Annotated in this window: 24 protein-coding genes; 6 read left to right on the top strand and 18 right to left on the bottom strand. The window is 33.5% G+C overall.

The window, feature by feature from the left end; translation table 11 throughout:
- Window positions 1-28: 28 nt before the first annotated feature.
- The 11 genes from A4G25_RS10640 to A4G25_RS10590 form a co-directional block, all read right to left on the bottom strand.
- Window positions 29-859 carry a formate/nitrite transporter family protein gene (locus A4G25_RS10640; protein WP_047131539.1) on the bottom strand — a complete coding sequence of 277 codons (831 nt, stop codon included), beginning with the start codon at window positions 857-859 and terminating at the stop codon, window positions 29-31.
- A gap of 213 nt (window positions 860-1,072) precedes the next feature.
- On the bottom strand, window positions 1,073-1,261 hold the full coding sequence (locus A4G25_RS10635; RefSeq protein WP_047131540.1) for a hypothetical protein: 189 nt from the start codon (window positions 1,259-1,261) through the stop codon (window positions 1,073-1,075).
- A gap of 108 nt (window positions 1,262-1,369) precedes the next feature.
- A complete protein-coding gene (locus tag A4G25_RS10630; protein WP_047131541.1) occupies window positions 1,370-1,840 on the bottom strand; it encodes an SRPBCC family protein in 471 nt (156 codons plus the stop codon).
- A 140-nt stretch (window positions 1,841-1,980) separates the two neighbouring features.
- Window positions 1,981-2,496 carry a YceI family protein gene (locus A4G25_RS10625; protein ID WP_047131542.1) on the bottom strand — a complete coding sequence of 172 codons (516 nt, stop codon included), beginning with the start codon at window positions 2,494-2,496 and terminating at the stop codon, window positions 1,981-1,983.
- A gap of 123 nt (window positions 2,497-2,619) precedes the next feature.
- A complete protein-coding gene (locus tag A4G25_RS10620; RefSeq protein ID WP_047131543.1) occupies window positions 2,620-3,534 on the bottom strand; it encodes a CobW family GTP-binding protein in 915 nt (304 codons plus the stop codon).
- A 24-nt stretch (window positions 3,535-3,558) separates the two neighbouring features.
- Window positions 3,559-4,890, bottom strand: a complete 1,332-nt coding sequence (locus A4G25_RS10615; protein ID WP_082107849.1) for a nucleoside recognition domain-containing protein — start codon at window positions 4,888-4,890, stop codon at window positions 3,559-3,561.
- Entirely contained in the window at window positions 4,884-6,002 is a 1,119-nt protein-coding gene (locus tag A4G25_RS10610; protein ID WP_047131545.1) for an NAD(P)/FAD-dependent oxidoreductase, read from the bottom strand. The genes A4G25_RS10615 and A4G25_RS10610 overlap by 7 nt, the downstream gene beginning before the upstream one ends.
- A 232-nt stretch (window positions 6,003-6,234) precedes the next feature.
- Entirely contained in the window at window positions 6,235-6,834 is a 600-nt protein-coding gene (locus A4G25_RS10605; RefSeq protein WP_047131639.1) for a DsbA family protein, read from the bottom strand.
- A gap of 208 nt (window positions 6,835-7,042) precedes the next feature.
- Window positions 7,043-7,780, bottom strand: a complete 738-nt coding sequence (locus A4G25_RS10600; RefSeq protein WP_047131546.1) for an amino acid ABC transporter ATP-binding protein — start codon at window positions 7,778-7,780, stop codon at window positions 7,043-7,045.
- A complete protein-coding gene (locus A4G25_RS10595) occupies window positions 7,777-8,511 on the bottom strand; it encodes an amino acid ABC transporter permease (RefSeq protein WP_047131547.1) in 735 nt (244 codons plus the stop codon). Before A4G25_RS10595 ends, A4G25_RS10600 begins: the two co-directional genes overlap by 4 nt.
- Window positions 8,495-9,283 (bottom strand): amino acid ABC transporter substrate-binding protein, encoded by a 789-nt coding sequence (locus A4G25_RS10590; RefSeq protein WP_047131548.1) that lies wholly within the window; start codon window positions 9,281-9,283, stop codon window positions 8,495-8,497. The genes A4G25_RS10595 and A4G25_RS10590 overlap by 17 nt, the downstream gene beginning before the upstream one ends.
- A 243-nt stretch (window positions 9,284-9,526) precedes the next feature.
- Between A4G25_RS10590 and A4G25_RS13020 the strand changes: the two genes are divergently transcribed.
- Window positions 9,527-9,637 (top strand): putative metal homeostasis protein, encoded by a 111-nt coding sequence (locus A4G25_RS13020; RefSeq protein WP_103163156.1) that lies wholly within the window; start codon window positions 9,527-9,529, stop codon window positions 9,635-9,637.
- 267 nt (window positions 9,638-9,904) lie between these two features.
- On the opposite strand, the gene A4G25_RS10585 is transcribed toward A4G25_RS13020, so the two are convergent.
- Window positions 9,905-10,591 (bottom strand): 2,3-diphosphoglycerate-dependent phosphoglycerate mutase, encoded by a 687-nt coding sequence (locus A4G25_RS10585; protein ID WP_047131549.1) that lies wholly within the window; start codon window positions 10,589-10,591, stop codon window positions 9,905-9,907.
- A gap of 282 nt (window positions 10,592-10,873) precedes the next feature.
- On the opposite strand from A4G25_RS10585, the gene A4G25_RS10580 reads away from it, so the two are divergent.
- The gene (locus A4G25_RS10580) at window positions 10,874-11,242 is read left to right on the top strand and encodes an aggregation-promoting factor C-terminal-like domain-containing protein (RefSeq protein ID WP_015901155.1); all 369 of its coding nucleotides are present in this window, start codon (window positions 10,874-10,876) and stop codon (window positions 11,240-11,242) included.
- Between the two features lie 142 nt (window positions 11,243-11,384).
- Here the strand turns inward: A4G25_RS10580 and A4G25_RS10575 are convergent, their stop codons facing one another.
- A complete protein-coding gene (locus A4G25_RS10575; protein ID WP_047131550.1) occupies window positions 11,385-12,275 on the bottom strand; it encodes a cation diffusion facilitator family transporter in 891 nt (296 codons plus the stop codon).
- Between the two features lie 172 nt (window positions 12,276-12,447).
- Window positions 12,448-12,831, bottom strand: a complete 384-nt coding sequence (locus tag A4G25_RS10570; protein WP_047131551.1) for a GtrA family protein — start codon at window positions 12,829-12,831, stop codon at window positions 12,448-12,450.
- 679 nt (window positions 12,832-13,510) lie between these two features.
- Here A4G25_RS10570 and A4G25_RS10565 point away from each other — a divergent pair.
- The 3 genes from A4G25_RS10565 to A4G25_RS10555 all read left to right on the top strand — a co-directional run bounded on the left by A4G25_RS10565 (window position 13,511) and on the right by A4G25_RS10555 (window position 17,091).
- Window positions 13,511-14,707 carry a putative multidrug effflux MFS transporter TcaB gene (locus A4G25_RS10565; protein WP_047131552.1) on the top strand — a complete coding sequence of 399 codons (1,197 nt, stop codon included), beginning with the start codon at window positions 13,511-13,513 and terminating at the stop codon, window positions 14,705-14,707.
- Between the two features lie 112 nt (window positions 14,708-14,819).
- A complete protein-coding gene (locus tag A4G25_RS10560; RefSeq protein ID WP_047131553.1) occupies window positions 14,820-15,437 on the top strand; it encodes a C39 family peptidase in 618 nt (205 codons plus the stop codon).
- 256 nt (window positions 15,438-15,693) lie between these two features.
- The gene (locus A4G25_RS10555) at window positions 15,694-17,091 is read left to right on the top strand and encodes an amino acid permease (RefSeq protein WP_047131554.1); all 1,398 of its coding nucleotides are present in this window, start codon (window positions 15,694-15,696) and stop codon (window positions 17,089-17,091) included.
- 56 nt (window positions 17,092-17,147) lie between these two features.
- Here the strand turns inward: A4G25_RS10555 and A4G25_RS10550 are convergent, their stop codons facing one another.
- Window positions 17,148-18,050: a 5'-nucleotidase, lipoprotein e(P4) family gene (locus tag A4G25_RS10550; protein ID WP_047131555.1), complete on the bottom strand. Its 903-nt coding sequence runs from the start codon at window positions 18,048-18,050 to the stop codon at window positions 17,148-17,150.
- A 165-nt stretch (window positions 18,051-18,215) separates the two neighbouring features.
- Window positions 18,216-20,045 (bottom strand): APC family permease, encoded by a 1,830-nt coding sequence (locus A4G25_RS10545; RefSeq protein WP_103163148.1) that lies wholly within the window; start codon window positions 20,043-20,045, stop codon window positions 18,216-18,218.
- 297 nt (window positions 20,046-20,342) lie between these two features.
- Between A4G25_RS10545 and A4G25_RS10540 the strand changes: the two genes are divergently transcribed.
- A complete protein-coding gene (locus A4G25_RS10540; protein ID WP_047131556.1) occupies window positions 20,343-21,884 on the top strand; it encodes a serine hydrolase domain-containing protein in 1,542 nt (513 codons plus the stop codon).
- A gap of 88 nt (window positions 21,885-21,972) precedes the next feature.
- Here A4G25_RS10540 and A4G25_RS13015 read toward each other — a convergent pair whose 3' ends face one another.
- Together A4G25_RS13015 and A4G25_RS10535 are read right to left on the bottom strand one after the other, a co-directional pair.
- Window positions 21,973-22,143, bottom strand: coding sequence for a hypothetical protein (locus A4G25_RS13015; protein WP_156483165.1), 171 nt, complete (start codon window positions 22,141-22,143; stop codon window positions 21,973-21,975).
- Window positions 22,144-22,320: 177 nt separating this feature from the next.
- Window positions 22,321-23,715, bottom strand: coding sequence for an MFS transporter (locus A4G25_RS10535; RefSeq protein ID WP_047131557.1), 1,395 nt, complete (start codon window positions 23,713-23,715; stop codon window positions 22,321-22,323).
- Window positions 23,716-23,815: the final 100 nt, after the last annotated feature.

Raw genomic sequence — 23,815 nt, 5'->3', positions numbered from 1 at the left:
TCTGAGGGGATTCCCTAACAAGTTTCAATTATTTTTGTTCTTCAATATAATGGTTTCTTTTTCCATTAAAGTAAGCATATAACAGACCTACGAAAATACCGCCGCCGATATAGTTACCGATAAATGCCCAGACGATATTTTTCAACACATCAATCCAAGATAATGCATCTAAATTATAGAACATCATACCTGAGAATAAGTTAGCGTTATAAACAACGTGTTCATATCCCATAAATACGAAGACTACTACACCGCAAGCGATGAAGAAAGCTTTAGATAAACCTTCTTTGAATTGAATAGAGACATAGATACCGATATTGATAAAGAAGTTGGCAAAGATGGCTTTTACTAAAATACCGTCCCAAGTACCAAGTGTTGTTTTCTTATCAACAATTTTTGTTAATGCTTCAACCATTTCTGGTGTCATTACGCTTGTAAATTTCAGCAAACCGAAAAGTACAAATCCCCCGACGATATTACCGATAAAACATACTGTAAATAACCAAATAATTTTGCCGATCGGCACTGATCTATAATATGCACCAGCTGTCATATACATAAAGTTACTTGTTAATAACTCAGAATGTGTAAGAACGATTAATACCAAGGCTAAACTAAAAGCAAGAGCCCCTAATAAGTTAATAGTACCTTCATTGATACCGTTATGTTGTGTTTTGATTGCTAACATGAATACTGCCACGATTGACAATAAGAAACCTGACATCATTGCTTTGAGGAAATAACGCACTGGCGTCTTACTCAGCATGACTGATTTCATTTGAGATGAACTTACTACACTGTTCATTGTCTCACGTGAAGCATATGTATCTTCAATCGTTTTATGATTTTGCATAACCATAAAAAATACTTCCCCCTATATATCATTTTGAGATAGATATATTATATTATTATTTATTCTCTATGCATAGAGTAAAATTCAAAATTTTGTCATAAACATCTATGAGCTTAAATAAATGTTTGCAGTCCATTTTTTAATATACAAAAACTGTTTTATTTGTAGCATATATTGCAAAAAAATGAAGCGACAAATTGCCGCTTCACCTCAATATTATTAAGCTTGTTTTTTATTTTTTCTTTTGACCATAAATTTTAAGCCAGCAGAAAAGATACCGCATCCTGCAACTGTACGCAAGAACCATTTTAAGAAACTGTTAGATACACATTTAGAGCTAAATAAAACAGAAGGTACTAATGTACTTAAAATGTACAGAATAACGACTTTAACGTAACGTTCATTCATTCTTTTCACCTCTTTATCTCAAAAGCAAATCAAGTCTTATGTCATTTATAGTGTAGCACTTTCATTTAATAAGCGAAATGAGGTAAAACAGAAATCAGGGAATTCCCATCACTTTTTAAGTAATTCCTCTAACTGATCTAATGTGCTTTCCATACCTTCTTCTACTCCCATATCAAGCAATTGTTGTGCTGATTGTTCTGTTGGCATGATAGAAATAGATTTAACCTCTGTTTGTTCAGCATCTTTAGATTCAAAATAAATTTCTACTTTCATGCCGTTCATATTAGGGTTAATCTGACCTTTTTCATTTGCGAAATAGTCATGATAGATAATTTTATAGGGTGCTTCAATCTCATCATATTGCATAACCGTATAACTTTGACCATCTGGTGCATTAATTTTGAAGAAGTTTTTACCTCCTGGTCTTGCATCAAAATCATAAACTTCGGTGCTTGCACCTTTTGGATGAAACCATTTTTCAAATTTTGATTTTGTTGTATATGCATTAAATACATCTTGGATTCGTGCATCAAAAACACGACTAAAAATAATTTTATTGCCTTCTCTTTTAATTGCCACTCTTCTTCACTTCCTTTTTTATATGGATACTTTAGAAATTTCTATCTTCATTATGGTATATATTGAACTTGAATTACCAACAAAAAAGAAAAAGACTGCAGCACAGTCTATATACTGCACTACAGTCCATTTATTAAAAATTAGTCTTCAACGATAAATTCTAAGTCTGCTTCGAATTTAACATCTTTACCAATTAATACGCCGCCTGTTTCTAATGTTTGGTTAAATGACATACCGTATTTTTCGCGGTCTACTTTACCAGATACTGTGAAACCTGCTACGTTAGTATCGTTTAATGGGTTTTTGCTGACACCTTCGAAATCAAGGTCGAATGTTTCTTCATTCGTAACACCTTTAATTGTTAAGTCGCCTGTTACTTTGTCTTTTGCTACATCTTTAATTTCGAATTTAATTTCTGGATGATTATCTGCATCAAAGAAATCGTTTGTACGTAAGTGGTTGTCACGATCTTCTTGGTTTGTGTCGATTGATTTTACATCAATTGATGCTGAACCTTTCAATGAACTTAAATCATTTAAGTCACCTGATAAATCAGCGTTAAATTGTGTAAAGCTACCTTTCACTTTAGACACCATTAAGTGTTTAACTTGGAATTCGATAGAAGAGTGTGCTGGATCAAAAGTAAATTTAGTCATAAATGAAACCTCCAATAATTTGTTTGTATATTTAGTATACCAGATACAAAAAATATATCAACAATAAAGTTCTTTTAATCGAACTCCTCTTTTATTTACCCAAATTACAGTTTAAATATGGCCTTAAATAATTGGAGATTTCAGTTTTTCTAAATGACTCCCGATAACAACCAAATAATTTTGTACTTTCGACTCTATACTGATAGGCGAAATTTCTACTTGTCCGGCACTATATTGCACTAATTGTGTTTCAGGGTGTTCTTTAAAGCGAATAAAACCTTTTACACGATAAATAGATTGCGGTAATTTTTCCAACCATCCCACCAATTGTTCTAAAGCAATTGCACTATCAAATTCAAAGTAACGATGTCCTATTCCATCATGATGCCTGTGTTGAGAGGTATTGCAAGATGAAACATTATCTTCTATCGCTTCACGTTTTTTCATTTCTTTTTGCTTAAATAAATCACTTTCAATATGTCCATAACTACCTATAGTGATTTCTGCTTCTGGATTAAGAATATTAAGATCGCTGTAAATCTTTGCAACTGCTTCTGTTTCACAGCAATCAATTTTATTAATAAATAGGTGGGAACAATGTGCTAATTGTTCATAATAAAGTTTCTGCATTTCACCTGGATATGTTTCAAGTTTCGCGTAAAGCGAAGCATCAATCACACCGATTACTGCTTGAATTGTTGAAATCGGTGTAAGTGCTGGAGTTAAGCAAGCATCAATTACGGATTGTGGTTCTGCAATCCCGCTGCACTCTACAAAGACCACATCCGGTTGATAATCCAAATAGAGTTGGTGGAGCTGTCTTGATACATCTCCTTTCATTGCACAGCAAATACAGCCTTCAATAATCTCGTCCATCGGTACTGTTTGATCAACAAGAAAACGATCGACGCTAGCTTTACCGAAATCATTCATGATAATTGCAGGTTTTAATTCATGCTTAATGGCTTGCTTAATTAAATTGTTAAGTGTCGTTGTTTTACCGCCACCCAGAAATCCGCCGAGTATAACAATATCCATATTGAATCCCTCTCTTTAGTGATATTAAAATAAAATACCAGCTATAAGTGCTAAAAATAGTGTACAGATGACAGCTGTTGTCATTTGACGACCTACAATACTGGCACCTTTTTTCAATCCTAGATGCTTTACCATCATAGAGACAGTTACCATGCACGAAGAAAATGTAGAACTGAAAAATATAAGTATCAATAAGCTGGCTGGTGCTAATGATTGCAATATTGTTCCGTGGTCAAAATTAAAGAGCAGCATTCCATCTTTACGTATCATAGAGAATAAAATACCAGGTGCCATGGTGTCTGGTATATGCAATAATGCAAGCAATGGCGTAAATACTCCTGAAATGATTGTTAATATAGGAGTCAGTGATAAGACGCTGACTACAATGCAAATTGCAATGAAAATCGGTAATGCTTGCAGTAAGAACATTTCAATCGTACCCCAGATTTGGTTGAGCAGCGGCTTACCTTTCGGCCATTGTAGCTTTGAACGATAAATCGGAGGTGTCACATGAAATGTTGTGGGTTTTCTATACCATAATTTATTGTGAAGAATACCGCCTGCAAAAACGAGCAATAAATAAGGTGCAAAAAGCCAAGAATGATGTGCTGCACTGAATAATGAAAGTGTTGCACCTATTTGATAACTACATGAAGAACCAAAGCTGATAATGCTCATACAATTTTCTTTTGTACAGCTGCTGCATTGGCTGTTGGCTTGTGTAATAGCAGCAGCATTGCAACCAAATCCTTCAAGCACAGGAATAATATCTTGTCCATCTAATCCAATCTTTCTCATTGTAGGTTCAATCGACCACACTACATATTCTTTGAGATGAGTCTGGTCGATGACCGCAGTAGATATTCCTATCATTACAACAACAGGAAGTGCCCATACGAGCGAGTAAATACCAAGAGATAATACACCATAATCTCCATAAAGGATATGATTTATCCATTGATAAGGTGTGTTCGCTTGTTTAGTCATTTGATCAATCCATTGTGTAACATAAGTGCTTTGCAGCCAATCTGAAAAATGGTAAGCCAAATAAATTGGCAGTGCGAACATTAAAAATATAATGAGCCATCCAAGTATCGTATCTTTCATTTTCGGATGGTGTTGACGACTTTCTTCTATATATTCTTTTAATTTTCTAAAGTCCGATTGTGTTGTTTGTACGTCTGATTCTACTGCATTATAGGGTGATGCATGAATTTGTTTTCGTAAAATAAACTGGCGCAGCAAAAATTGCTGGCCAGTTGTCAAACGATCATAGTGCGTAAGTTTCAGGATATGCGGCTTATCTGGGATAGGTGAACTCTGACCTGTTGCTAAATTAAATTTAACTTCTAACATGAGCAATCCACTTCGCAGCAACTATAATCATCTAAATACATATTATTAGCTTTATATGTTTCTAAAGCAGTTTGGTCCACCTCTAATGCTTCTCGTTCCATGACTTGTTCTGCAAGTACTGCAAAACGAGAACGGAATTTATAAATATAACATAATATCGCATCCGCATGGCGTACTGTAGGGCCTATAAGAAATACATTTGGGTAACGTGTAGACTCATCAAGTTCAGTTAATTCAATTTCACCATCAGCTGTACTGAACAATTGACGTACAATCGGATTAGTAGTGGCATCAAAGCCTGTTGCTAAAATAGGTTCATTTCGTGTTGCCGCTTGTTTACCATTATTAAATTTCACCACATATTTACGATCCATATCTGAAAAATCAATAGTTGAAGCTGTATATCCAACATTCAATTCTATAGCTGCACCGTTTTTCACTACTTGTTGCAAGCGTTGCTGTGTATAAGGAGACAATCTGATACTAGGGTCTGCATTATCTTGTTCTAATCCAGTAGTATGTGTATAGATTGATACTTGTTTTCCTTGTTCAGCCATACAAATCGCAGCATCAAAAGCACTTTCATTGCCTCCGATAATGACATACTCTTCTCCAGGCATTTTTGTAAAATCTTCAACTTCACTATAATGTTGTCCATATTTAAATGGTTTACGCGCAAATGAAAAGTCACCTGTTGCTACAAAGATATATTCACTTGTAATTAATCCTTGCTCTGTTTGTATTTCATAGTGACCATCCACAAATTCAATATTTTTAACTGGTGTATTTTCTTGAATAGGCAATTCATAATATTCTGCGACCGTCTTCAAATAGTCTGCATAAGTTTCTCCTGAAATGTGTTCTTCATTAAATGTAAATGCAGGTGAAGTTTCAGTCGAAACAGCATTAATATCTGGCATGCCAAATCCGTTAGTTGTAAATGAAGGAGTTATCGTGCGTGTAGATTTCGGCCAATTTAAAAATGATTGCCCTATTTTCCCTTTATCTAAAACAACCATATCTTCATTGTCTAATCCTAATTGTTGCAAAGCGATAGACATACCGACTCCAGCTGCTCCTGCTCCGATAATTGCTATGCGATAATGTTGCATAAAAAATACTTCCTTTCCTTATATATCTACCATCATGTTAGATTTCAATCCTCAATAATAAATCGTAATCGTTACGTTTTATACTTGTGTATTTTAGCACTTACCAATCTTTTACACAAGATTGGTACTTGTGTTCACTATAATTTACCCGTATTTTTGTCTGTTTCTAAAATAAAAAAAGACCGACACATTATTTTTTAAATGTATCGGCCTTATTCGTCTTTATATTGCTTTATTTTTCAAGTAAATCTTTATACTCTTTAAAATGATACGGATCATCCAATTTGGTACCATCCACAAAAACAACTGGTACTGTATCTACATTTTTCTTTTTAGCAAATGCTTTGTCTTTTTCAGCATCTTTCCAAGATTTGCTATCTTTTGTTTTATAGTCTTTTTTAATCTCCGACTTTTGTTTATTTGAGATATTTAAATCATCGATTAACTTGTCTAATAATTTTTCATTAATCCAAGGTTTTTTGTGATCTTCTGTATTAGGTTGTGCTGCAAATATTTTCTTTTGGAATTCTAAGTATTGTTTAGGCGCAATATTTTTTACTGCATGGCCTGCACGCGAACCAATAATAGAATCTTTACCTAAAAAAGCTACGTTAACCATTTGATAGTCTACTTTGCCTTTATCAATATAATCTTTTTTTAATTTCGGCATGATATTATCTTCTACTTTTTTACAATATGGACATTTATAATCAGCAAATTCTACAACTTTGATTTTATCACTCTTACTTTCTAAGTCAGAGTCTTTTTGTGAACATCCTTGTAATACAGCTGCGATAATACCAATGCAAATTAATAACACCAATTTTTTCATAAATAAAATACGCCTCGATTCTAATTGTTCTCTATCCACTTGAATCGATTTCTTCATTCTTAAATCATGTTTCCAATTCATAGTGTTTATTCTTTTTCTTTAAACTCTCTCAAAATTCATCATACACTGTATCTAGATAAAGTGCTATACGTAATTATGACAAAATAAAAACTCTCGATTTATAAGTAATAAATCGAGAGAAATGAATTTAAATTTCTTGTTCTTGAATCACATTTAAGAAGCGTTGCAAATCCTTAGATTTCGGATGTTCAAAAACTTCAGAAGGCTTCCCTTCTTCTCCAATTACACCCTCATGAATAAATACCGTTTTATCTGAAACTTCTTTCGCAAAGCGCATTTCATGGGTAACAATGACCATTGTCATACCTTCGCGTGCAAGCTCTTTAATAACTCGCAATACTTCATTTACAAGTTCCGGATCAAGCGCAGAGGTTGGTTCATCAAACAACATCACTTTAGGATTCATTGCTAATGCTCTTGCAATTGCAACACGTTGTTGTTGACCACCAGATAAAGCACTTGGATGCTGATCTTTAACATTTGTTAATCCTACTTTTTCAAGTAATGATTCAGCACGTTTTCTTGCTTCTTGTTTATTCATCTTTTTCACAACGATAAGACCTTCCATTACATTTTCAATAGCTGTCTTGTGTGGGAAAAGATTATAGTTTTGGAATACCATCCCTGATTGTTTTCGAACACGGATTTGTGATTTCTTATCATTGTTCGTATAAGTTTCACCATTCACCCAAACTTGTCCTTCAGTCGGTAATTCCAATGCGTTCATCATACGTAGTAAAGTTGTTTTGCCAGAACCAGAGCGTCCAATCAACGTTACAACTTCACCTTCATTTACATTAAGATTAACGCCCTTAATAACTTCCTTATCACCGAAAGATTTTTTAATATTCTTCAATTCAATCATGAACGATAACCTCTTTCTAAGTAAGATTCATAGAAGGATTGAATCACTGAAATGATAAAGCAAACAACCCAGTATAATATCGCAACAAGAATATAAATTGTTAAATATTCATATGTTGTCGAAGCCACTTCCTGTGCTTTTCTGAACATCTCTGCTACTAGAATAAATCCTAATAAAGATGTATCTTTCAATAAGCTGAGGAACGTATTACCAAGTGCTGGTACTGATACTCGGATAGCTTGCGGTAAGATAATACGTTGGATTGTTTGACGATAATTCATCCCGATTGAATACGCCGCTTCAGTCTGTCCTTTAGGTATTGACAGTATTCCACCACGGATAATCTCTGAAGCATAAGCACCGACATTTAAAGATAAACCTATAATTGCCGCTACTACAGAAGGCAATGTCCACTGTGTATCAGGATTATTCGTAACCAATCTGCCGAGTTCTGGTAATCCATAGAATATGATGAATAATTGAACAATCATTGGCGTTCCACGAATAATAGACACGTAAACTCTCGCAATGCCGCGTAAAACCTTACTTGTGCTGATTCGCATTAATGCTGTAAATAATGCAATAATCAATCCTAAAATAAATGTAATTAAGGTAATAGGTATTGAATACTTGATCAATCCGCCTAACATAGGAAGGAAAGCTTGTCGTGCTGCATCTAATGCATGTAACTGCTGTTCATTCAAAACGATTGCATTAAGGTTTAGAAACATCTTGACCAAACCATTTCTTATCGATTTTAGCTAGTTCGCCATTTTTTTCTAATTTATCTAATGCTTTGTTTACTTTTTTAATTGTTGCATCGTCTTCTTTTTTAGTGAAAGTGAAAGCAGTTTTACTTTTTTCTGCATTACCTTTGATTTCTTTGATTTTTGCATTAGGTTTTTGTTTTTTATAATCTAAGTAAGATAAGCTGTCATTGAAAGTACCTTCAACACGGTGTGATTGTAATAAATCCATTGCTTGGTTAAAACCATCTACTTTAACAAGTTCAGCGCCTTTAGATTTTGCAAGTTCACCGTAATTAGATGTGAATGTTTGCGCCATTTTTTTACCTTTAACATCGTCAAAAGATTTAATGTTTTTATTATCTTTATTAACTACTAATACACCAGATGAATAAGTGTATGGTTTAGAGAATTTATATTTTGCTTCTCTATCCTTATTAATACCAACTTGGTTGGCAATCATATCGAAACGACCTGAATCAAGACCTGCAAACATTGAGTCCCATTGTGTTTCTTTAAACTTAACTTTGTATCCCATTTCTTTTGCTACTGCTTTTGTTACATCAATATCGTAGCCTGTTAAATTCCCTTTTTTATCATGGTATGTAAACGGTGCATAAGTTCCCTCTGTACCTACCACGAGTGTTTTATTATCATCTTTAGACTTTGATGATTTGTTATCACTTGAACCGTTGCCACATGCAGCCAAAGCCACTGTTAATACGATTGTTAAAACAGTTAATAATATTCTCTTCATAAATTTTCTCCTTTATCCTTATCATTCTAATCGGAATAACATTAATTTTAAGCCTTGCGCCCGTTCCCGTCAATATTTAAATCAATAACTGTATTCCTGAAATTTCCTTATAATATGTATTCCCATAATTTGCTCAATTACACGATATAAAATATTAACTGTTTATTAAATCGTAATCATTACTATTTACATTCTGCTGAAAATATTGCATAATAGAGAAAGTCCATTTAGGAGGCGAAAATTATGAAATTAGATTTATCAACTGCACGTCGTAATTTGAATAGTCCTAATATCAAAACACGTAAACGTGCTTTAAAAGTTATTAAAAGTCACAAACGCAATAAGAATAATTAATAAATAGATAAATGACTTTGCAAATGATCCTTTAAACACTAATAATTCCAATCCGTTTCACAAACTGAAAACAACTTTCCCAGGTTGTTCCCTAGTTGTGTGTCTCTCTGCATGCGGGTTAAACAGTATTTCATATTTATAAAATATTCCCTAATTTATTATTTAAGACGTTACTAAGTCTTTTCTTTTAGAAAACTCTATCCTGGTCATTTGCAAAGAAAAAGGATTCCGAACCATCTTGTGGTTTGGAATCCTTTATTTTTTTCGTTATAAATAATGTTTAGATACAAATCCTAAATTTTCATCTAATTCGTAAATAAGCGGAGCACCTGTTTTGATTTCATAACCTACGATATCTTCATCTGATACACCTTCAATATGTTTGATTAATGCACGCAGAGAGTTGCCATGTGCAGAAACCAATACTGTTTTACCTGTTAGTAATTCAGGAGCAATAGCATCATTCCAATATGGAATAACTCTTTCTAAAGTATCTTTTAAACTTTCCGATGTTGGAATAACACGTTCATCCAACCCTTGATATTTACGATCAGCTAAATCAGCCTCTCGTTGTTCAGCTGTGGCATCAGGAGGAGCAATATCATAAGATCGACGCCAAATATGCACTTGTTCTTCGCCGAACTCTTCACGTGCAGCATCTTTATTTAACCCTTGCAAGCCGCCATAGTGGCGTTCGTTTAAGCGCCAGTTTTTATATAGAGGTACAAATAATTGGTTTGAACGGTCAAGCAAATGATAAGTGGTTTTAATTGCACGTTGTAAAACAGATGTAAATGCAATATCAATTTCAATTCCTTCTTGTTTTAAACGATCACCTGAAGTTGTTGCTTCTTCTACACCTTGGTCTGATAAATCAACATCAGTCCAGCCTGTAAATAAATTTTCAGCATTCCAAACACTTTGTCCGTGTCGGCATAATATTAATGTTGGCATAATTAACATTCCTTTCTTTGTAATCTCTCATATGAAATATATCACTTTCGTTTATAATAGTATAATTATTCCGAACATTTATCCTGAGATTTTTCAATCATATTAAAAAAAGACAAAAAATTTTCGTTTTGAAATGGTTTGTCATATTCATGTTACATTTTAAATTTTTCGTAAGTATTTTGTGAAAAACGTGTAACCAATGCAATTATTTAAAATGTTAAAGTAGTTTTTGTGAATTACGAACGAATGATATAAATTCAATTCAGGAGGATATTTTTTATTATGAAAAAATTATTGTTGTCATCATTTGCTGCTTTTTCAATCGCTACAGCAGCAAGTGCAGGAATTCAAGCAGATACGAACACTAACACAGCACATGCAGCTGAACAATCAAGTACACAATCAGTACATGACCGTTTTATCGCTGCAGGAGGTACTGAAGAAATGTGGGAAAACATTGTAATGCCTGAATCAGGCGGCAACCCTGATGCTGTAAATGAATTAGGATATCGAGGACTAGGACAAACGAAAGAAGCTTGGGGAACTGGTTCTGTTGAAGAACAAACTAAAGGCATGATTCAATATGCTGAAGATCGTTACGGTTCAATCGATCAAGCTATTCAATTCCGTGAAGCAAACGGCTGGTGGTAAAACCATTTTAAATATAATCTCTTAACGACGTTAAAATACTTGAGGCATAAGTCTCAAGTATTTTTTTATGCAAAAAAGATATCAAAACAATTTATGCTCCGATACCTTTTAAAATCAATATTTTATTATAACGTTGACATTGCTACGGTAAATCTTTTTCAGCTCTTTCTGGATGATACGGTTCAGGATGCACATAAACTGATGAAACACCTTTTTCATGCATATATGTTTCGACTCTATCGCAAATTTCATGTGCTTCGTCTAGTGTAATATCGGGTTTCACTACAATTGTTACATCTACGAAAACACTACTGCCGTGATAGCGTCCTTTGATTGTCTTTACATCTATCACATCAGGTACTTCTAATACTTCTTGACGATATAATTCTAAGTCTCGCTCATTAAAACCATCGCTTAATGTAAAAATAGATTCTCTAAAAATTGAAAAACCTGTATATACAATAAGCAAACCTAAAATCGTGGCTAAAATGATATCAACGATTGGAAAGCCGAATTGAGTAAATATCAGGCCGACCCCTGTTCCTAAACTGACAATACTATCAGATAAATTATCTAATGAGGAAGAATGTAATGAACGGCTATTTGTACGCTTTGCTAATCTGAAATTGTAATAAAAAACAGCAAGCATGATGATGCCACTGATAAAGCTGATTACAATCGTCACTGGATTAGGGGTGTGATAATCATTGCTGAAAATTCTCGGGAAATTTTGCATGACGACTTGAACCCCTACAAACATTATAATAAAAGACACAAGTAATGTAGCGATATTTTCAGATTTCAAATGTCCGTATGGATGATTTTTGTCTGCAGGTTTGATTGAAATTTTTAATCCTACAATGACTGCAATTGAAACTAAAATATCTGTCATATTATTTAAAGCATCCGCACGTACAGCTGCTGAATGATAGGAATAACCCACAATAAACTTAGCTGCTGAAAGGATGATGTAAACAATTAAACTTAAATAAGCACCTCTTTGCGCTTTTTGTAAATTGTCACTCGCTGACATCCTGCTTCCCACCTTCTTCTTTCTTATATTTAATTATGCGTCATATTTTAGATAGATTCAATTTTTTTATTTTTAATTATTTTTTAATTTCTTATGCTAATTTTTAAATTAGTCTCACCTAAAAATTTACCGCTAAAACCATTTAAGTCTGAGCGGTAAATTTTCAACCTAATCAACGATCACGTAATATATATTTGGACATAATAAAGGTTACAGGAATCGTTAAAATCAATCCCGCAAATGGTGCAATCACAGAAGAAATATGCAACCATTGTACGAAAATATATAACAATAATGTCTGCATTCCCATATTTACAACTTGTGTTAATGGAAATTGAATAAATTTTCTCCAGGTTGGTTTAACTTTATAAACAAAGTAACAATTTAAATAGTATGAAATTATAAAACTGACAATAAACCCTGTAATATGGCTTATCATATAATTAATTCCAATACCTTTTAAAAGAATTAAATACACAAGATAGTAGTCTAATGTATTAATCCCGCCGACAATAATAAATTTGATGATTTCAAAATGGGTTTTGGTAAGTTTCATTTTGCTGCTCCATTACTTTTATTTAATGCACCCTATGGTACAAATTCAATTTTTGTGTTTTGTGGATTCTTCCAATACGCTTTAAGATCACGGTTCTTATTTTTTGAAGAAGATGTCGACCTTTGTATTAAAGCTTCAAAAGGAAGATGTATGACTTTTATTGAGTGAAATTTTCTATGATGATGTACTATTTGTTTTCTAACATCATGAATTCGTTATACATTTGTATAAACTACAGTAGAAAGAATGAATAACATAACACCACAAAAGATTATAACAAAACTCAATAGCATTTTGCTGACCATTTGTTGATTAAATTTTATATTTTCAAACAATATCAACATAATGACTACCCAATAAGTATAAACTCTAGGTCTTATGGAAGAAGCTATTGGCATTAGAAACAAGCAAACGAATACTGTAATCAGCGCTTTACGAACATATTACGTATCAAACAATGCTTAATCACTCTAATATCAAAAACATCTACATATTTTACTTTTGAAAAACAAAAGAAAAATGAGTGATTTACTATTGATGCCCAAATAAATATGTATTCATTCGAAACCAATGCTTATTTTAATTCAATTTTAAAAAATAAAATACAGAAAGGTCGTTACAAATTTCAAGTGAAATCGTTATAATGGATAATAATTGATTGAAGAGGAGAAAATTTAAAATGATTAAAAACGAACAGGCGCGGCTGCCATTAATTATGATTATCGTTTTAGGTGCGATGACAGCTTTCGGTCCGATGTTGGTAGATATGTACAACCCTGCATTGCCGCAAGTCCAAGATGACTTTGGTGTTTCAACTTCTACATCTCAGTTAACATTATCTTTTGTAATGATTGGGATGGCTCTTGGACAATTTATCTTCGGGCCGCTTTCAGATATTTATGGGCGTAAACGCACAGTGATGACAATATTGATTTTAATGGCACTTGTTTCATTAAGCTGTGTTTTTATTAGTTCTATCGATGTATTTTTAGGCTTACGCTTTATTCAAGGTTTACTTGGCGGAGGTGCAATTGTTATTGCACGTGCAACTGTCGGTGATCAATTTGATGGAACTGCTTTGACTCAAGCATTAGCTGCTTTATTAGTTGTAAATGGTATTATCACTATTATTGCCCCACTTGTAGGCGGCTATACGTTAGCATTTACCTCTTGGAAAATGATTTTTGCTGCTTTAACAATTATTTCCCTGGTAATATTTGTTGCCGCAATGATAATGATGAAAGAAACACGTTCTGATGCTGTAGCACGATTGAACTTTGGTGAAATTCTCAAAGATTTCGGTCATTTATTAAGCAACGCAAGATTTGTTGTACCGATGTTAATGCAAGGTTTAACTTATGTTATGTTATTTAGTTACGCTGCAGCTTCACCATTTATCACTCAAAAAATTTATCACATGACACCTCAAGCATTCGGTTGGATGTATGCTGTGAACGGCGTAGGTTTGATTCTCATGAGCCAAATTACAGCATTCGCTGTGAAATATATTTCACGTGAAAAATTATTGCATATCTTGACTGCTATTCAATTAACAGGTGTTTTCTTAGTGATTATTACAACTTGGTTCCATCTTCCACTCTGGTTACTTGTTATTTCTTTCTTTATCATGGTTTGTCCTGTCACAGGAATTGGCCCAGTTGGATTTGCCTTAGCCATTGAAGAAAGATCTGGAGGAAGTGGAAATGCTTCTAGTTTACTAGGATTATTCCAATTTATATTAGGCGGTATCATCGCACCGCTTGTTGGTATTAAAGGCGGTACAAATGTTGGTCCGTTTATCATCATTATCGTTATAACAAGTATCTTAGTCATTATTTTAAATATTTGGTTGAGCAAGTTGATTAAAAAAGCATAGTTTTCTTTCAACGGCAAGGATTCTCCTTGTCGTTTTTTTAAACAAATCATTATGTTCTCTGCGCTTCAAGAATTATAATAAAATTATTAAGCTACGAGATGGAGCGCATTTTATGTCCAAAAAAATATTAGATGTTAAACCCAAAAGTCAATTATCGCCTATTCCTATGGTCATGGGTTGTGAAGGTACAGCCGCTTCCATGCTGTTAAATTATAACCACATTTATGTACATCCCTTTTCATTGATGAAACGATGGCCAAAACATCCAAGCAATCCAAACAAAGGATATGTCGGACACTTTCTAATGATTAAACCTGGTGCACATCAAACAATTTTCCCTGCTGCATTTGCACCCTATCTGCAGCTTTATGACACTAAAATTATAGATGGCACAGGAACAACCCTTGAAGAGTTAGAAACTTTAATTGATAACGGGCAGCCAGCATTGATTTACCATACAGTATTAGGTCAAACACCGCATAAACGAACTTTCAAAGTAGACTCAGGACGCAAAGAATGGGTTTCCAATATTCATATTACTTTATTAATAGGTTATGATGATGAACATTATTACTATATCGATCCATTGTGGTCTCAGTTTGGAAAAAAATTAATCCTACCTGCCATTATTCCTTCTAAGTTTCAAACCATTAAAATTCCTAAAGATAAAATGAAAGAAAGCTATGATTCGGTTGGCCGGTTAGCAATATACCATAAAATCCAAAATTGAATCGTTGATAAAAAGCCAGCTTCTATGAGCTGGTTTTTATTATATGTATTTCGAAAAGTGGAAAATTACATAATGATATTGTGTTTATTAGTGCTCTTTATAGGATAATAATAACTTATGCAATTGATTAAGTTGACTTATAATTTATCTATTAATAATTGCAAAATTAGAATCTTTTCTATATCATTAATAACAACATTTGACGACAACACTAAAACCCCTTTGTCATATATAAATCTGAAAGGGTGTCAATAATTTGGGACAAAAATTGCAAAAGGAGCTTTCCAATAGGCATATTCAATTGATTGCCATTGGCGGAGCAATCGGCACAGGGCTTTTCTTAGGTTCTGGCCAAACTATTAAACTTACAGGTCCGAGTATTTTCATCGCATATATCATCATTGGTATGTTTTTATTTGCCTTTATGCGCGGACTTGGTGAATTGTTACTCAGCAACACGAAATTCAACTCATTTGTAGATATAGCAAATGAGTATTTAGGACCATTCGGCGGATTTGTTATAGGATGGACATACTGGTTCTGTTGGATTGTTTCAAGCATGTCCGACTTAACAGCGATTGGTCAATATATCGCCTATTGGCTGCCGCAAGTACCAAACTGGATTTCAGTTCTTTTTGTAGTACTTGTATTAATTGCATTTAATTTATTAGGTGCCAAACTTTTTGGGGAGTTAGAATTTTGGTTCGCTTTGATTAAAATTATTACGATTCTTGCTTTAATCGTTGTAGGTTTAATCTTAATCTTCTTTTCATTTAAAACTGATCACGGAACAGCAAGTTTCAGCAACTTAGTGTCGCATGGCGGGATGTTCCCGCATGGCGCATTCGGTTTCTTAATGGCATTCCAAATGGCAATCTATTCATTTATCGGTATTGAATTGATTGGTGTAACAGCTGGTGAAACGAAAGATCGCGAAAAAACGATTCCAAAAGCTATTAATAATGTTCCTGTACGTATCTTGCTTTTTTACGTAGGTTCATTGATTATCATTACATCTGTTGTTCCTTGGAATACATTAAGTGAAAACTCAAGTCCTTTCGTTAAGGTATTTGGTTTAATCGGTATCCCATTTGCAGCAAGCTTAGTTAACTTTGTTGTTATTACAGCCGCAGCATCAGCGACAAATAGCGGTATTTATTCAAACAGCCGTATCTTATTCGGCTTAGCTGAACAAGGCTTAGGTCCGAAAGTTTTAGGCAAAGTCAACAATCATGGTGTACCACATATTTCTATGTTGCTTTCATCATTATTATTGTTATTTGCAGCATTGCTGAACTATGTATTTCCAAATGCTGTTCAACTCTTTATTTACGTTACAACACTATCAACCGTATTATACTTATTCGTCTGGACATTAATCATCATTTCATATATCGTATATGCGTTTAAAAACAAAAAAGAACATAAAGCTAACGATTTTAAATTACCAGGTGGTCCATATACCGCTTTTGCTGTATTAGCATTCTTTATCTTTGCGTATGTATTATTATTATTTACAGATGAAACACGAAAAGCACTATTTGTTTCTCCAATTTGGTTCATCTTTATGATTATTATGTATCAGAAATATAAAAATAATGCCCGTGCCAATGTACAAAAAATGAGAGAAGGCAATAAGCCTAAAGCTGATTAAAAGCTTGAAAGCCAAGTGCACTCACATAAAAGTGCAATTGGCTTTTTTGTTTTCAATTATTGTTGTGCTTGTTTCACTTCTCCTGTAGCAGGATCAAAAGTAGTTAAAGAAGCTTTGCGTAATTGATCTTTTTCTTGTGATGATTTACTGTAATCGTTATTGTATAAAGTTGACTCCCAGCTGCCGTACATTGGATTTGGGAAAATGATATACTTGCGTCCAAATTCTTCTTTTTTCTCATTCACTAAATCAGTACGTGATTGAGCTGTTTTAGCTTTAGGATCCTCAAAGTCCAATAAGTTATCGCCGAACAGCATCAATAAGTTATGGTTCTTTTTCACATAATTACGACGGCTTTCTTTATTTTTATCATTTTTACCTTTGAGCAAAATATGCGATTTATCATTTTGCGGTAAACCTTGGGCTTTTAAGTTTTTAGAAGTCGCTTCTAATTCAGTATCTTTGTCACGGTCGGACACGTAATAAATTGCTACTCCTTTTTTATTCGCATAATTTAAAAATTCTTTTGCACCATAAACAGGTTTAGCTTTAGCAGCCATTACCCATTCATGCCAACCTTTTGGGAATGTAGTATTATTCAATGAAGCATAAGCTTGATACGGAGAGTTATCTAATACTGTTTCATCGATATCTAATACAATCGCAGGTTGTTTCTTACCTTTTCCTTTGCCGTGATAGTGCTTCAATTGCTTATCTAAATTGTCTTTAGCAGTATTATAACCTTGCAAATATAATGCTTTGGCTTCTGCTGAGTTTTGATACCATGAAACACTCATCGTATTTTGCTCGCCTAAATTAACTTCTTGTTGTGTTGTTTGTTGTTCTTTCACTGTTGTTGCTGCTTGGGAACCACCTGCAGCATGCACATTTGCTGGTCCTGAAATTAATAATGAACTAGCAATACCTACGATTGCTGAATACTTTGCAATTTTATTCATAACGTTACCACCCAATTATGTATTTAAGAATAATTCACAACTAATCAATTGATGTTTTTCTAATTATTCTTATTAAAATCATTATACTTTAAGCATAATATTATTTCATTGATATTTAGAATAAAAATGTAAAAAAACGTCAATCCTTGAGACTGACGTTTCTTCTTATTTTTTCAACTTCATTGGAATCATAGCTAAAATACAATTTTTTTGATAGAACAATGTCCATCGTAATAAAATTCCTGTTTGATTATGCAGTAAATTTTGCCAGGGTTTATTGGTAATAAATTGTGGCACAATCACTGTAATTACAAAATGTTCATTTTCTGCTTTACTTCTTATTCTATCAATAAAACGTGCTAATGGTCTTGCTACACTTCGATACTCTGAATGTAAAATAACCAGGCGAATATCAGGGTAATGTACTTTCCATTTTTCTTGCATAGCTTTATCTTTTGCTGCATCAAAAGACACATGTACTGCAATCGTACGATCAGCAGTCAACTCAGCATATTCAATAGATTTATCAACAATCGATGATACACTGCTGACTGGTATTAATGCTAAGTTTTTATCAACATCTTTTAATTCTTTGAATTGTGCTTCAGTACGTAACTGTTCTGCAATATCTCGATAATGCGAACGGATTTTTAATAATACTAACACTACAAATGGTAAGAAAATTAAAATCGGCCATACATGTGAGAATTTAGTAATCAAAAAAATCATAAACACAATGAATGTTATAGTGCCTCCAAGTGCATTTGCTGATAATTTCAACAACCAGCCTTTAGGACGTTCTCTCACCCATTTTACAACCATTCCATATTGCGCAAGTGTAAAGGGTATAAATACGCCCGTTGCATATAAAGGAATCAAATTTTCAGTAGCACCTTTAAAAGCAATGATTAAAACTATCGCGACGCTTCCTAAAATAATCATAGAATTCGAATAACCTAATCGGTCTCCACGAACTGTAAACATGTGTGGCATATATTTATCTTGAGCCATATTAGCTGCTAACATTGGAAAAGCGGTAAAGCCGGTATTGGCTGCCAATACTAAAATCAATACTGTTGTAGCTTGGATAAAATAAAAGGCTACATTTTGTCCAAAAACATGTGTCGCTAACTGCGATAATACTGTCGTTTCCATATGCGGTACAATACCATACCAGTATGATAAACCTACAATGCCAACTAATAAAAAGGCTAAAATGCTTCCCATCGCAATCAATGTTTTCACAGCATTTTTGGGTGCAGGGTTATGAAAACTAGTAACGGCATTTGAAATAGCTTCAATACCTGTTAATGATGAAGCACCAGAAGAAAATGCCCGCAACAATAAGAATAATGTTACACCTGGAACTGCTGTGCCTACTGATGCATGCATATCTGGTTGTGCTTGTCCTGTGGCAACTTTAAATGTTCCGTATAAAATCAATACGATCATTCCAAAAATAAATAGATAGACCGGATAGGATAATACAGTTGCAGAATCAGTTAATCCACGTAAATTTAAAACTAAAATAATTACGACTAATAAACATGCGATCAATACTTTGTGTTGATATAAATTGGGAAAAGCCGCAATAAATGCATCGGCTCCAGATGAAATACTTACAGCTACGGTTAATATATAATCAACCAGTAATGAACCACCAGCGAGTAAAGACATTTTCTCTCCTAAGTTATATTTTGTAACAACATAGGCTCCTCCGCCTTCTGGATAAGCATATATAATTTGTCGATACGACAAAATTAACGCTAATAGCAAGATTAATACACCTGCTGTAATCGGTAAGGTAAACCAAGTTGCTGCTGCACTCACAGCTGTTAAAGTAATGAGTATTTGTTCAGGTCCATATGCAACTGACGACAGTGCGTCTGAAGATAATATAGCGAGTGCTTTAACTTTGCTGATTTTTTCATGAGACAATTCTCGGTTTCTTTTGGGTTTACCAATCAACATATGTTTTAAATGATAAAATATCATAATTCATGACCTCTATATCTTTTTAGATCTCTTTATACTTGAAAACTAGGACATATATTTCTTTAATTCTATATGCAAAAACCATGTACTATTGAATGAGAAAAATATACGCCTATCCTTTAAAAATGTATAGTGCCCAAGACTAAAAAAATATAGAACTTTTACACTTTTATTAAATGATTAACAAATGCGTAAATAAGTTGTAAAAAATTTTTCAAAACAGTGTTCAGTCTAGTTTTAAGCTAAAATAATGGTATACTGTTTTATATTTAAATCCTATTGAAATGAGCAAAAATCATGAAACAATTTCGATTTAACACCATTTATTATAAAGTTTTAATTCTGATTATCATTGTTATTTTTCTTATCACATCTTTATTATTAACGATTCAATACACACAAACATCTTCTAAGCATGCTAGTCAACAAACATTAAATCATTTTGCAACACAAAAAATACATAAAACTATGCAACAACAACATATTCCTGGCATGAGTGTTTTATTAATACAACACCAAGATGTGATATTAAATAAGGGATTCGGTTTTCAAAACCAAGCCAAACATCAACATGCAACAGAACATACACAATATGAAATTGCATCTAATACAAAAGCTTTCACTGGATTTGCAGTACTTCAATTAGCAGATAAAAAGAAAATAGATTTGAAAGCACCTGTTACAGATTATCTGCCTTGGCTGCATTTTAATTATCATGGTAAGCAGGCAAAAGTAACAATCGAACAAGTAATTGCACAAACCAGCGGTATTGATGACCGCATGTCTAGCGAGAAGGAAGGCGAACTTTCTAAAAATGAAGACAATTTGAAAGCACGTGTCAAAAGTATTAATAATGAAGAATTAAAAGATCAACCTGGGAAAAACTTTAATTATGCCAATATGAATTATAATGTGTTAGGTTTAATTATCGAACAAGTTTCACATCAATCTTATGAAAGTTATATACGACAAAATATTTTAATGCCGCTTCACATGAAACAAACTTATTTTAAAACTGAAGCTGCTTCGCCCCTACAAAAACGACATCTTGCTCAAGGATATATTGAAAAAGACGGGCACGCTGAACCTGATAACCCTGATTATTTCAAAGGAGACACACCTGCTGCTTACATGATCAGCAGTACAGCAGAAATAGTGCCACGGGTTCAAAAACAATTAAATCCAACAGGTACTGACAAATCACTTATCGAATATTCACATCAAAGCGATGCAGATACACCTCATGATGTGAATGCTTCACAATATGCTACAGGATGGTTTTTAAATCCTGATGAAAATCAAGTATTGCACCCAGGCACCCTACCAAATTATTCATCCTTTATTCTCTTAAATACAAAAGATAAAAATGCAGTAGTAATTTTTGCTAATCTTAATTCACGTGCCGTACCAGACTTAGCACGCACTTTGAACCATCAACTTGAGTTTTTTGACCAATATCATCACCTCAATGATAATATTCAAAAGCATGCTTTAATCATTTCAATACTAATTTGGATAGCTATGATCATAAATGCAGTAGTTTCGATCAATATCAGCCATATGATTTATCAATATAAACATCAACATTTTTTAAAACGTTATCAATCTAAGTCAATAAACAACATTATCAGCATGCTGACACTGATTTTCATCATTTTAATAGGTATTGTTTTCTACAAAACACCAAGTTGGATGATTCATTCAATCAAATGGGAGTCAGCACTTTTAGGCTTTTCTCCTCCATTAATTATACTGATATTACTTGTTTTTATAACAATCTTACTCTTTATCCTACGTGTAAGTTTATTATTGTTATGGAAAAACAATCGTCAAAATTAACACAGACTCAATAAGTAACTTGTTACAAAAATTTTTCATTAAAAAAGAGCGTGCACATGTTGCAGATGACATGTACGCGCTCTTTTTCTTAGTCTAATAAATCCATGAATAGTACGAACACTAAGATTATCATTATGATAATGGCAGTATATAATGTTTTATGTGTTTTATGAGTAATCTTATTTTGAACAATGTCGCGAATACCTATTATTAAAGCAACTAAAACAACAATTGCTAATGTAAAAGACAAAGCGTCCATGTATCCTCACCTCTTATTCTTTCTTAGATACCCTACTCAACCTTATTTTTAACAAAAAGACGGAACAATCTTCGATAATACAATTTCCCTCATAAACTGTATCATCAATGATCATTCCGTCTTTCAAGAATCATATTTACCATACAAATGCGTGGTGGCAATTTTTAGTCTTTTTGATTAACAAGTTTCTCCAGTAGATTTCGGAACTAAAATCCAAACAACTAAGAATGCAAAGATACCTAAAAGTATATTGAATCCAATTCCTGCCATTGCACCTGCCGCTAAGTTCACATGGTGTGATACAACAGCATAAATCGTACCAGAAATTGCGATACCAAAAGCATTACCTAATGATGAAGCCATCTTATAGATACCTGATGCAGCACCAACCTTATTATCTGGTGCAGTTGAAACAGCTGTATCTGTAGATGGTGTCGCATACATACCTAAACCGAGTCCGAATAATAAATATCCAATTACACTGCTGATTACGTAAATACCTGTCGGTAAGAAAGTAAGTGCAATAAGCAGCATCCCAACTGAATTTAATAAAGCACCAAACATCATTGGACGTTTTGCGCCTAATTTTTGCATAACTTTTTCACCAATTCTAATCATTACGAGTACAGTAATCAGATATGTGATACTCATCATACCTGATTGGTTGGATGTAAACCCTAAACCTTGTTGAAAATAAGTATTAGCGACAATTAATGTTCCGGCTACCGCGTTTAACGCGAAGTTGGATAATACTGCTCCAGAATAAGCTTTATGTTTGAATAAATTAAAGTCAATCAATGGATTCTTAAGTCGTTGTTCATATATTGCAAAGAAGACGATTGAAACAATGAACACCACAATTAAACTTAAAATTAATGGCGATAAGAAACCATAATTTGATGATTGTGTAATAATTACATTTAAACTTAACATCATAATAGCTAAAACAATTAAACCGACAACGTCTAATTTTCCGCGTTGTACATCACTATCTGAGTCTGCTTTGGTTTCTGGAGTATGTCGCATTAAGAACATCGCAAGCAATGCGACAATAATTGAGATGATGAATATCCAGCGCCATCCTACAAATGTAGACATCAATCCACCGAAATAAGAACAGATACCTGATCCGCCCCATGAACCGATAGACCAATAACTTAATGCACGCTGTCTATCCTTGCCAATGTAATATTCATTCACAATGGCGAGTGTAGCAGGCATGATACATGCTGCAGAGAAGCCTTGAATAATACGGCCAATAATTAAAAAAGCAGGTATATTGGTAATAATAATCAACAATGATCCCACAACACTGAGGATTAAACCAATATATGTAATTTTCACACGTCCTACTTTATCTGCAATACTTCCGGCACCCACAACAAATAAACCGGAGAAAAGTGCAGTCAAACTAACCGCGGTATTAATGATTCCTGCATTTGTATGAAAGGATTCCTGCAGTGTCGGTACTACATTCAAAACTGATTGTGCAAATAGCCAGAATGTAATGACACCTAGAATAATGCCTAACAACAATTTGTTGTCTCCTCTGAAAGATCTTGTTGCTGTCATATTTAATTCCTCCTATACCCCTGCAAAAAAACTGAAAAAAATAGCGATTTAGCTTATGATTAAAATGCAATATAAACTAAACCTATCATTTTCAATATAT

Source organism: Staphylococcus condimenti (assembly GCF_001618885.1).
Classification (GTDB): Bacteria; Bacillota; Bacilli; order Staphylococcales; family Staphylococcaceae; genus Staphylococcus; species Staphylococcus condimenti.
The sequence above is the reverse complement of the archived record's forward strand: the minus strand, read 5'-3'. Positions and strand labels throughout refer to the sequence as shown.

What these genes read in the sequence shown, in the direction of transcription:
- A4G25_RS10640 (WP_047131539.1), bottom strand. Translation starts at nt 859, where the DNA reads ATGGTTATGCAAAATCATAAAACGATTGAAGATACATATGCTTCACGT.
- A4G25_RS10635 (WP_047131540.1), bottom strand. Translation starts at nt 1,261, where the DNA reads ATGAATGAACGTTACGTTAAAGTCGTTATTCTGTACATTTTAAGTACA.
- A4G25_RS10625 (WP_047131542.1), bottom strand. Translation starts at nt 2,496, where the DNA reads ATGACTAAATTTACTTTTGATCCAGCACACTCTTCTATCGAATTCCAA.
- A4G25_RS10620 (WP_047131543.1), bottom strand. Translation starts at nt 3,534, where the DNA reads ATGGATATTGTTATACTCGGCGGATTTCTGGGTGGCGGTAAAACAACG.
- A4G25_RS10615 (WP_082107849.1), bottom strand. Translation starts at nt 4,890, where the DNA reads ATGTTAGAAGTTAAATTTAATTTAGCAACAGGTCAGAGTTCACCTATC.
- A4G25_RS10610 (WP_047131545.1), bottom strand. Translation starts at nt 6,002, where the DNA reads ATGCAACATTATCGCATAGCAATTATCGGAGCAGGAGCAGCTGGAGTC.
- A4G25_RS10605 (WP_047131639.1), bottom strand. Translation starts at nt 6,834, where the DNA reads ATGAAAAAATTGGTGTTATTAATTTGCATTGGTATTATCGCAGCTGTA.
- A4G25_RS10600 (WP_047131546.1), bottom strand. Translation starts at nt 7,780, where the DNA reads ATGATTGAATTGAAGAATATTAAAAAATCTTTCGGTGATAAGGAAGTT.
- A4G25_RS10595 (WP_047131547.1), bottom strand. Translation starts at nt 8,511, where the DNA reads ATGTTTCTAAACCTTAATGCAATCGTTTTGAATGAACAGCAGTTACAT.
- A4G25_RS10590 (WP_047131548.1), bottom strand. Translation starts at nt 9,283, where the DNA reads ATGAAGAGAATATTATTAACTGTTTTAACAATCGTATTAACAGTGGCT.
- A4G25_RS13020 (WP_103163156.1), top strand. Translation starts at nt 9,527, where the DNA reads ATGAAATTAGATTTATCAACTGCACGTCGTAATTTGAATAGTCCTAAT.
- A4G25_RS10585 (WP_047131549.1), bottom strand. Translation starts at nt 10,591, where the DNA reads ATGCCAACATTAATATTATGCCGACACGGACAAAGTGTTTGGAATGCT.
- A4G25_RS10580 (WP_015901155.1), top strand. Translation starts at nt 10,874, where the DNA reads ATGAAAAAATTATTGTTGTCATCATTTGCTGCTTTTTCAATCGCTACA.
- A4G25_RS10575 (WP_047131550.1), bottom strand. Translation starts at nt 12,275, where the DNA reads ATGTCAGCGAGTGACAATTTACAAAAAGCGCAAAGAGGTGCTTATTTA.
- A4G25_RS10570 (WP_047131551.1), bottom strand. Translation starts at nt 12,831, where the DNA reads ATGAAACTTACCAAAACCCATTTTGAAATCATCAAATTTATTATTGTC.
- A4G25_RS10565 (WP_047131552.1), top strand. Translation starts at nt 13,511, where the DNA reads ATGATTAAAAACGAACAGGCGCGGCTGCCATTAATTATGATTATCGTT.
- A4G25_RS10560 (WP_047131553.1), top strand. Translation starts at nt 14,820, where the DNA reads ATGTCCAAAAAAATATTAGATGTTAAACCCAAAAGTCAATTATCGCCT.
- A4G25_RS10550 (WP_047131555.1), bottom strand. Translation starts at nt 18,050, where the DNA reads ATGAATAAAATTGCAAAGTATTCAGCAATCGTAGGTATTGCTAGTTCA.
- A4G25_RS10545 (WP_103163148.1), bottom strand. Translation starts at nt 20,045, where the DNA reads ATGATATTTTATCATTTAAAACATATGTTGATTGGTAAACCCAAAAGA.
- A4G25_RS10540 (WP_047131556.1), top strand. Translation starts at nt 20,343, where the DNA reads ATGAAACAATTTCGATTTAACACCATTTATTATAAAGTTTTAATTCTG.
- A4G25_RS13015 (WP_156483165.1), bottom strand. Translation starts at nt 22,143, where the DNA reads ATGGACGCTTTGTCTTTTACATTAGCAATTGTTGTTTTAGTTGCTTTA.
- A4G25_RS10535 (WP_047131557.1), bottom strand. Translation starts at nt 23,715, where the DNA reads ATGACAGCAACAAGATCTTTCAGAGGAGACAACAAATTGTTGTTAGGC.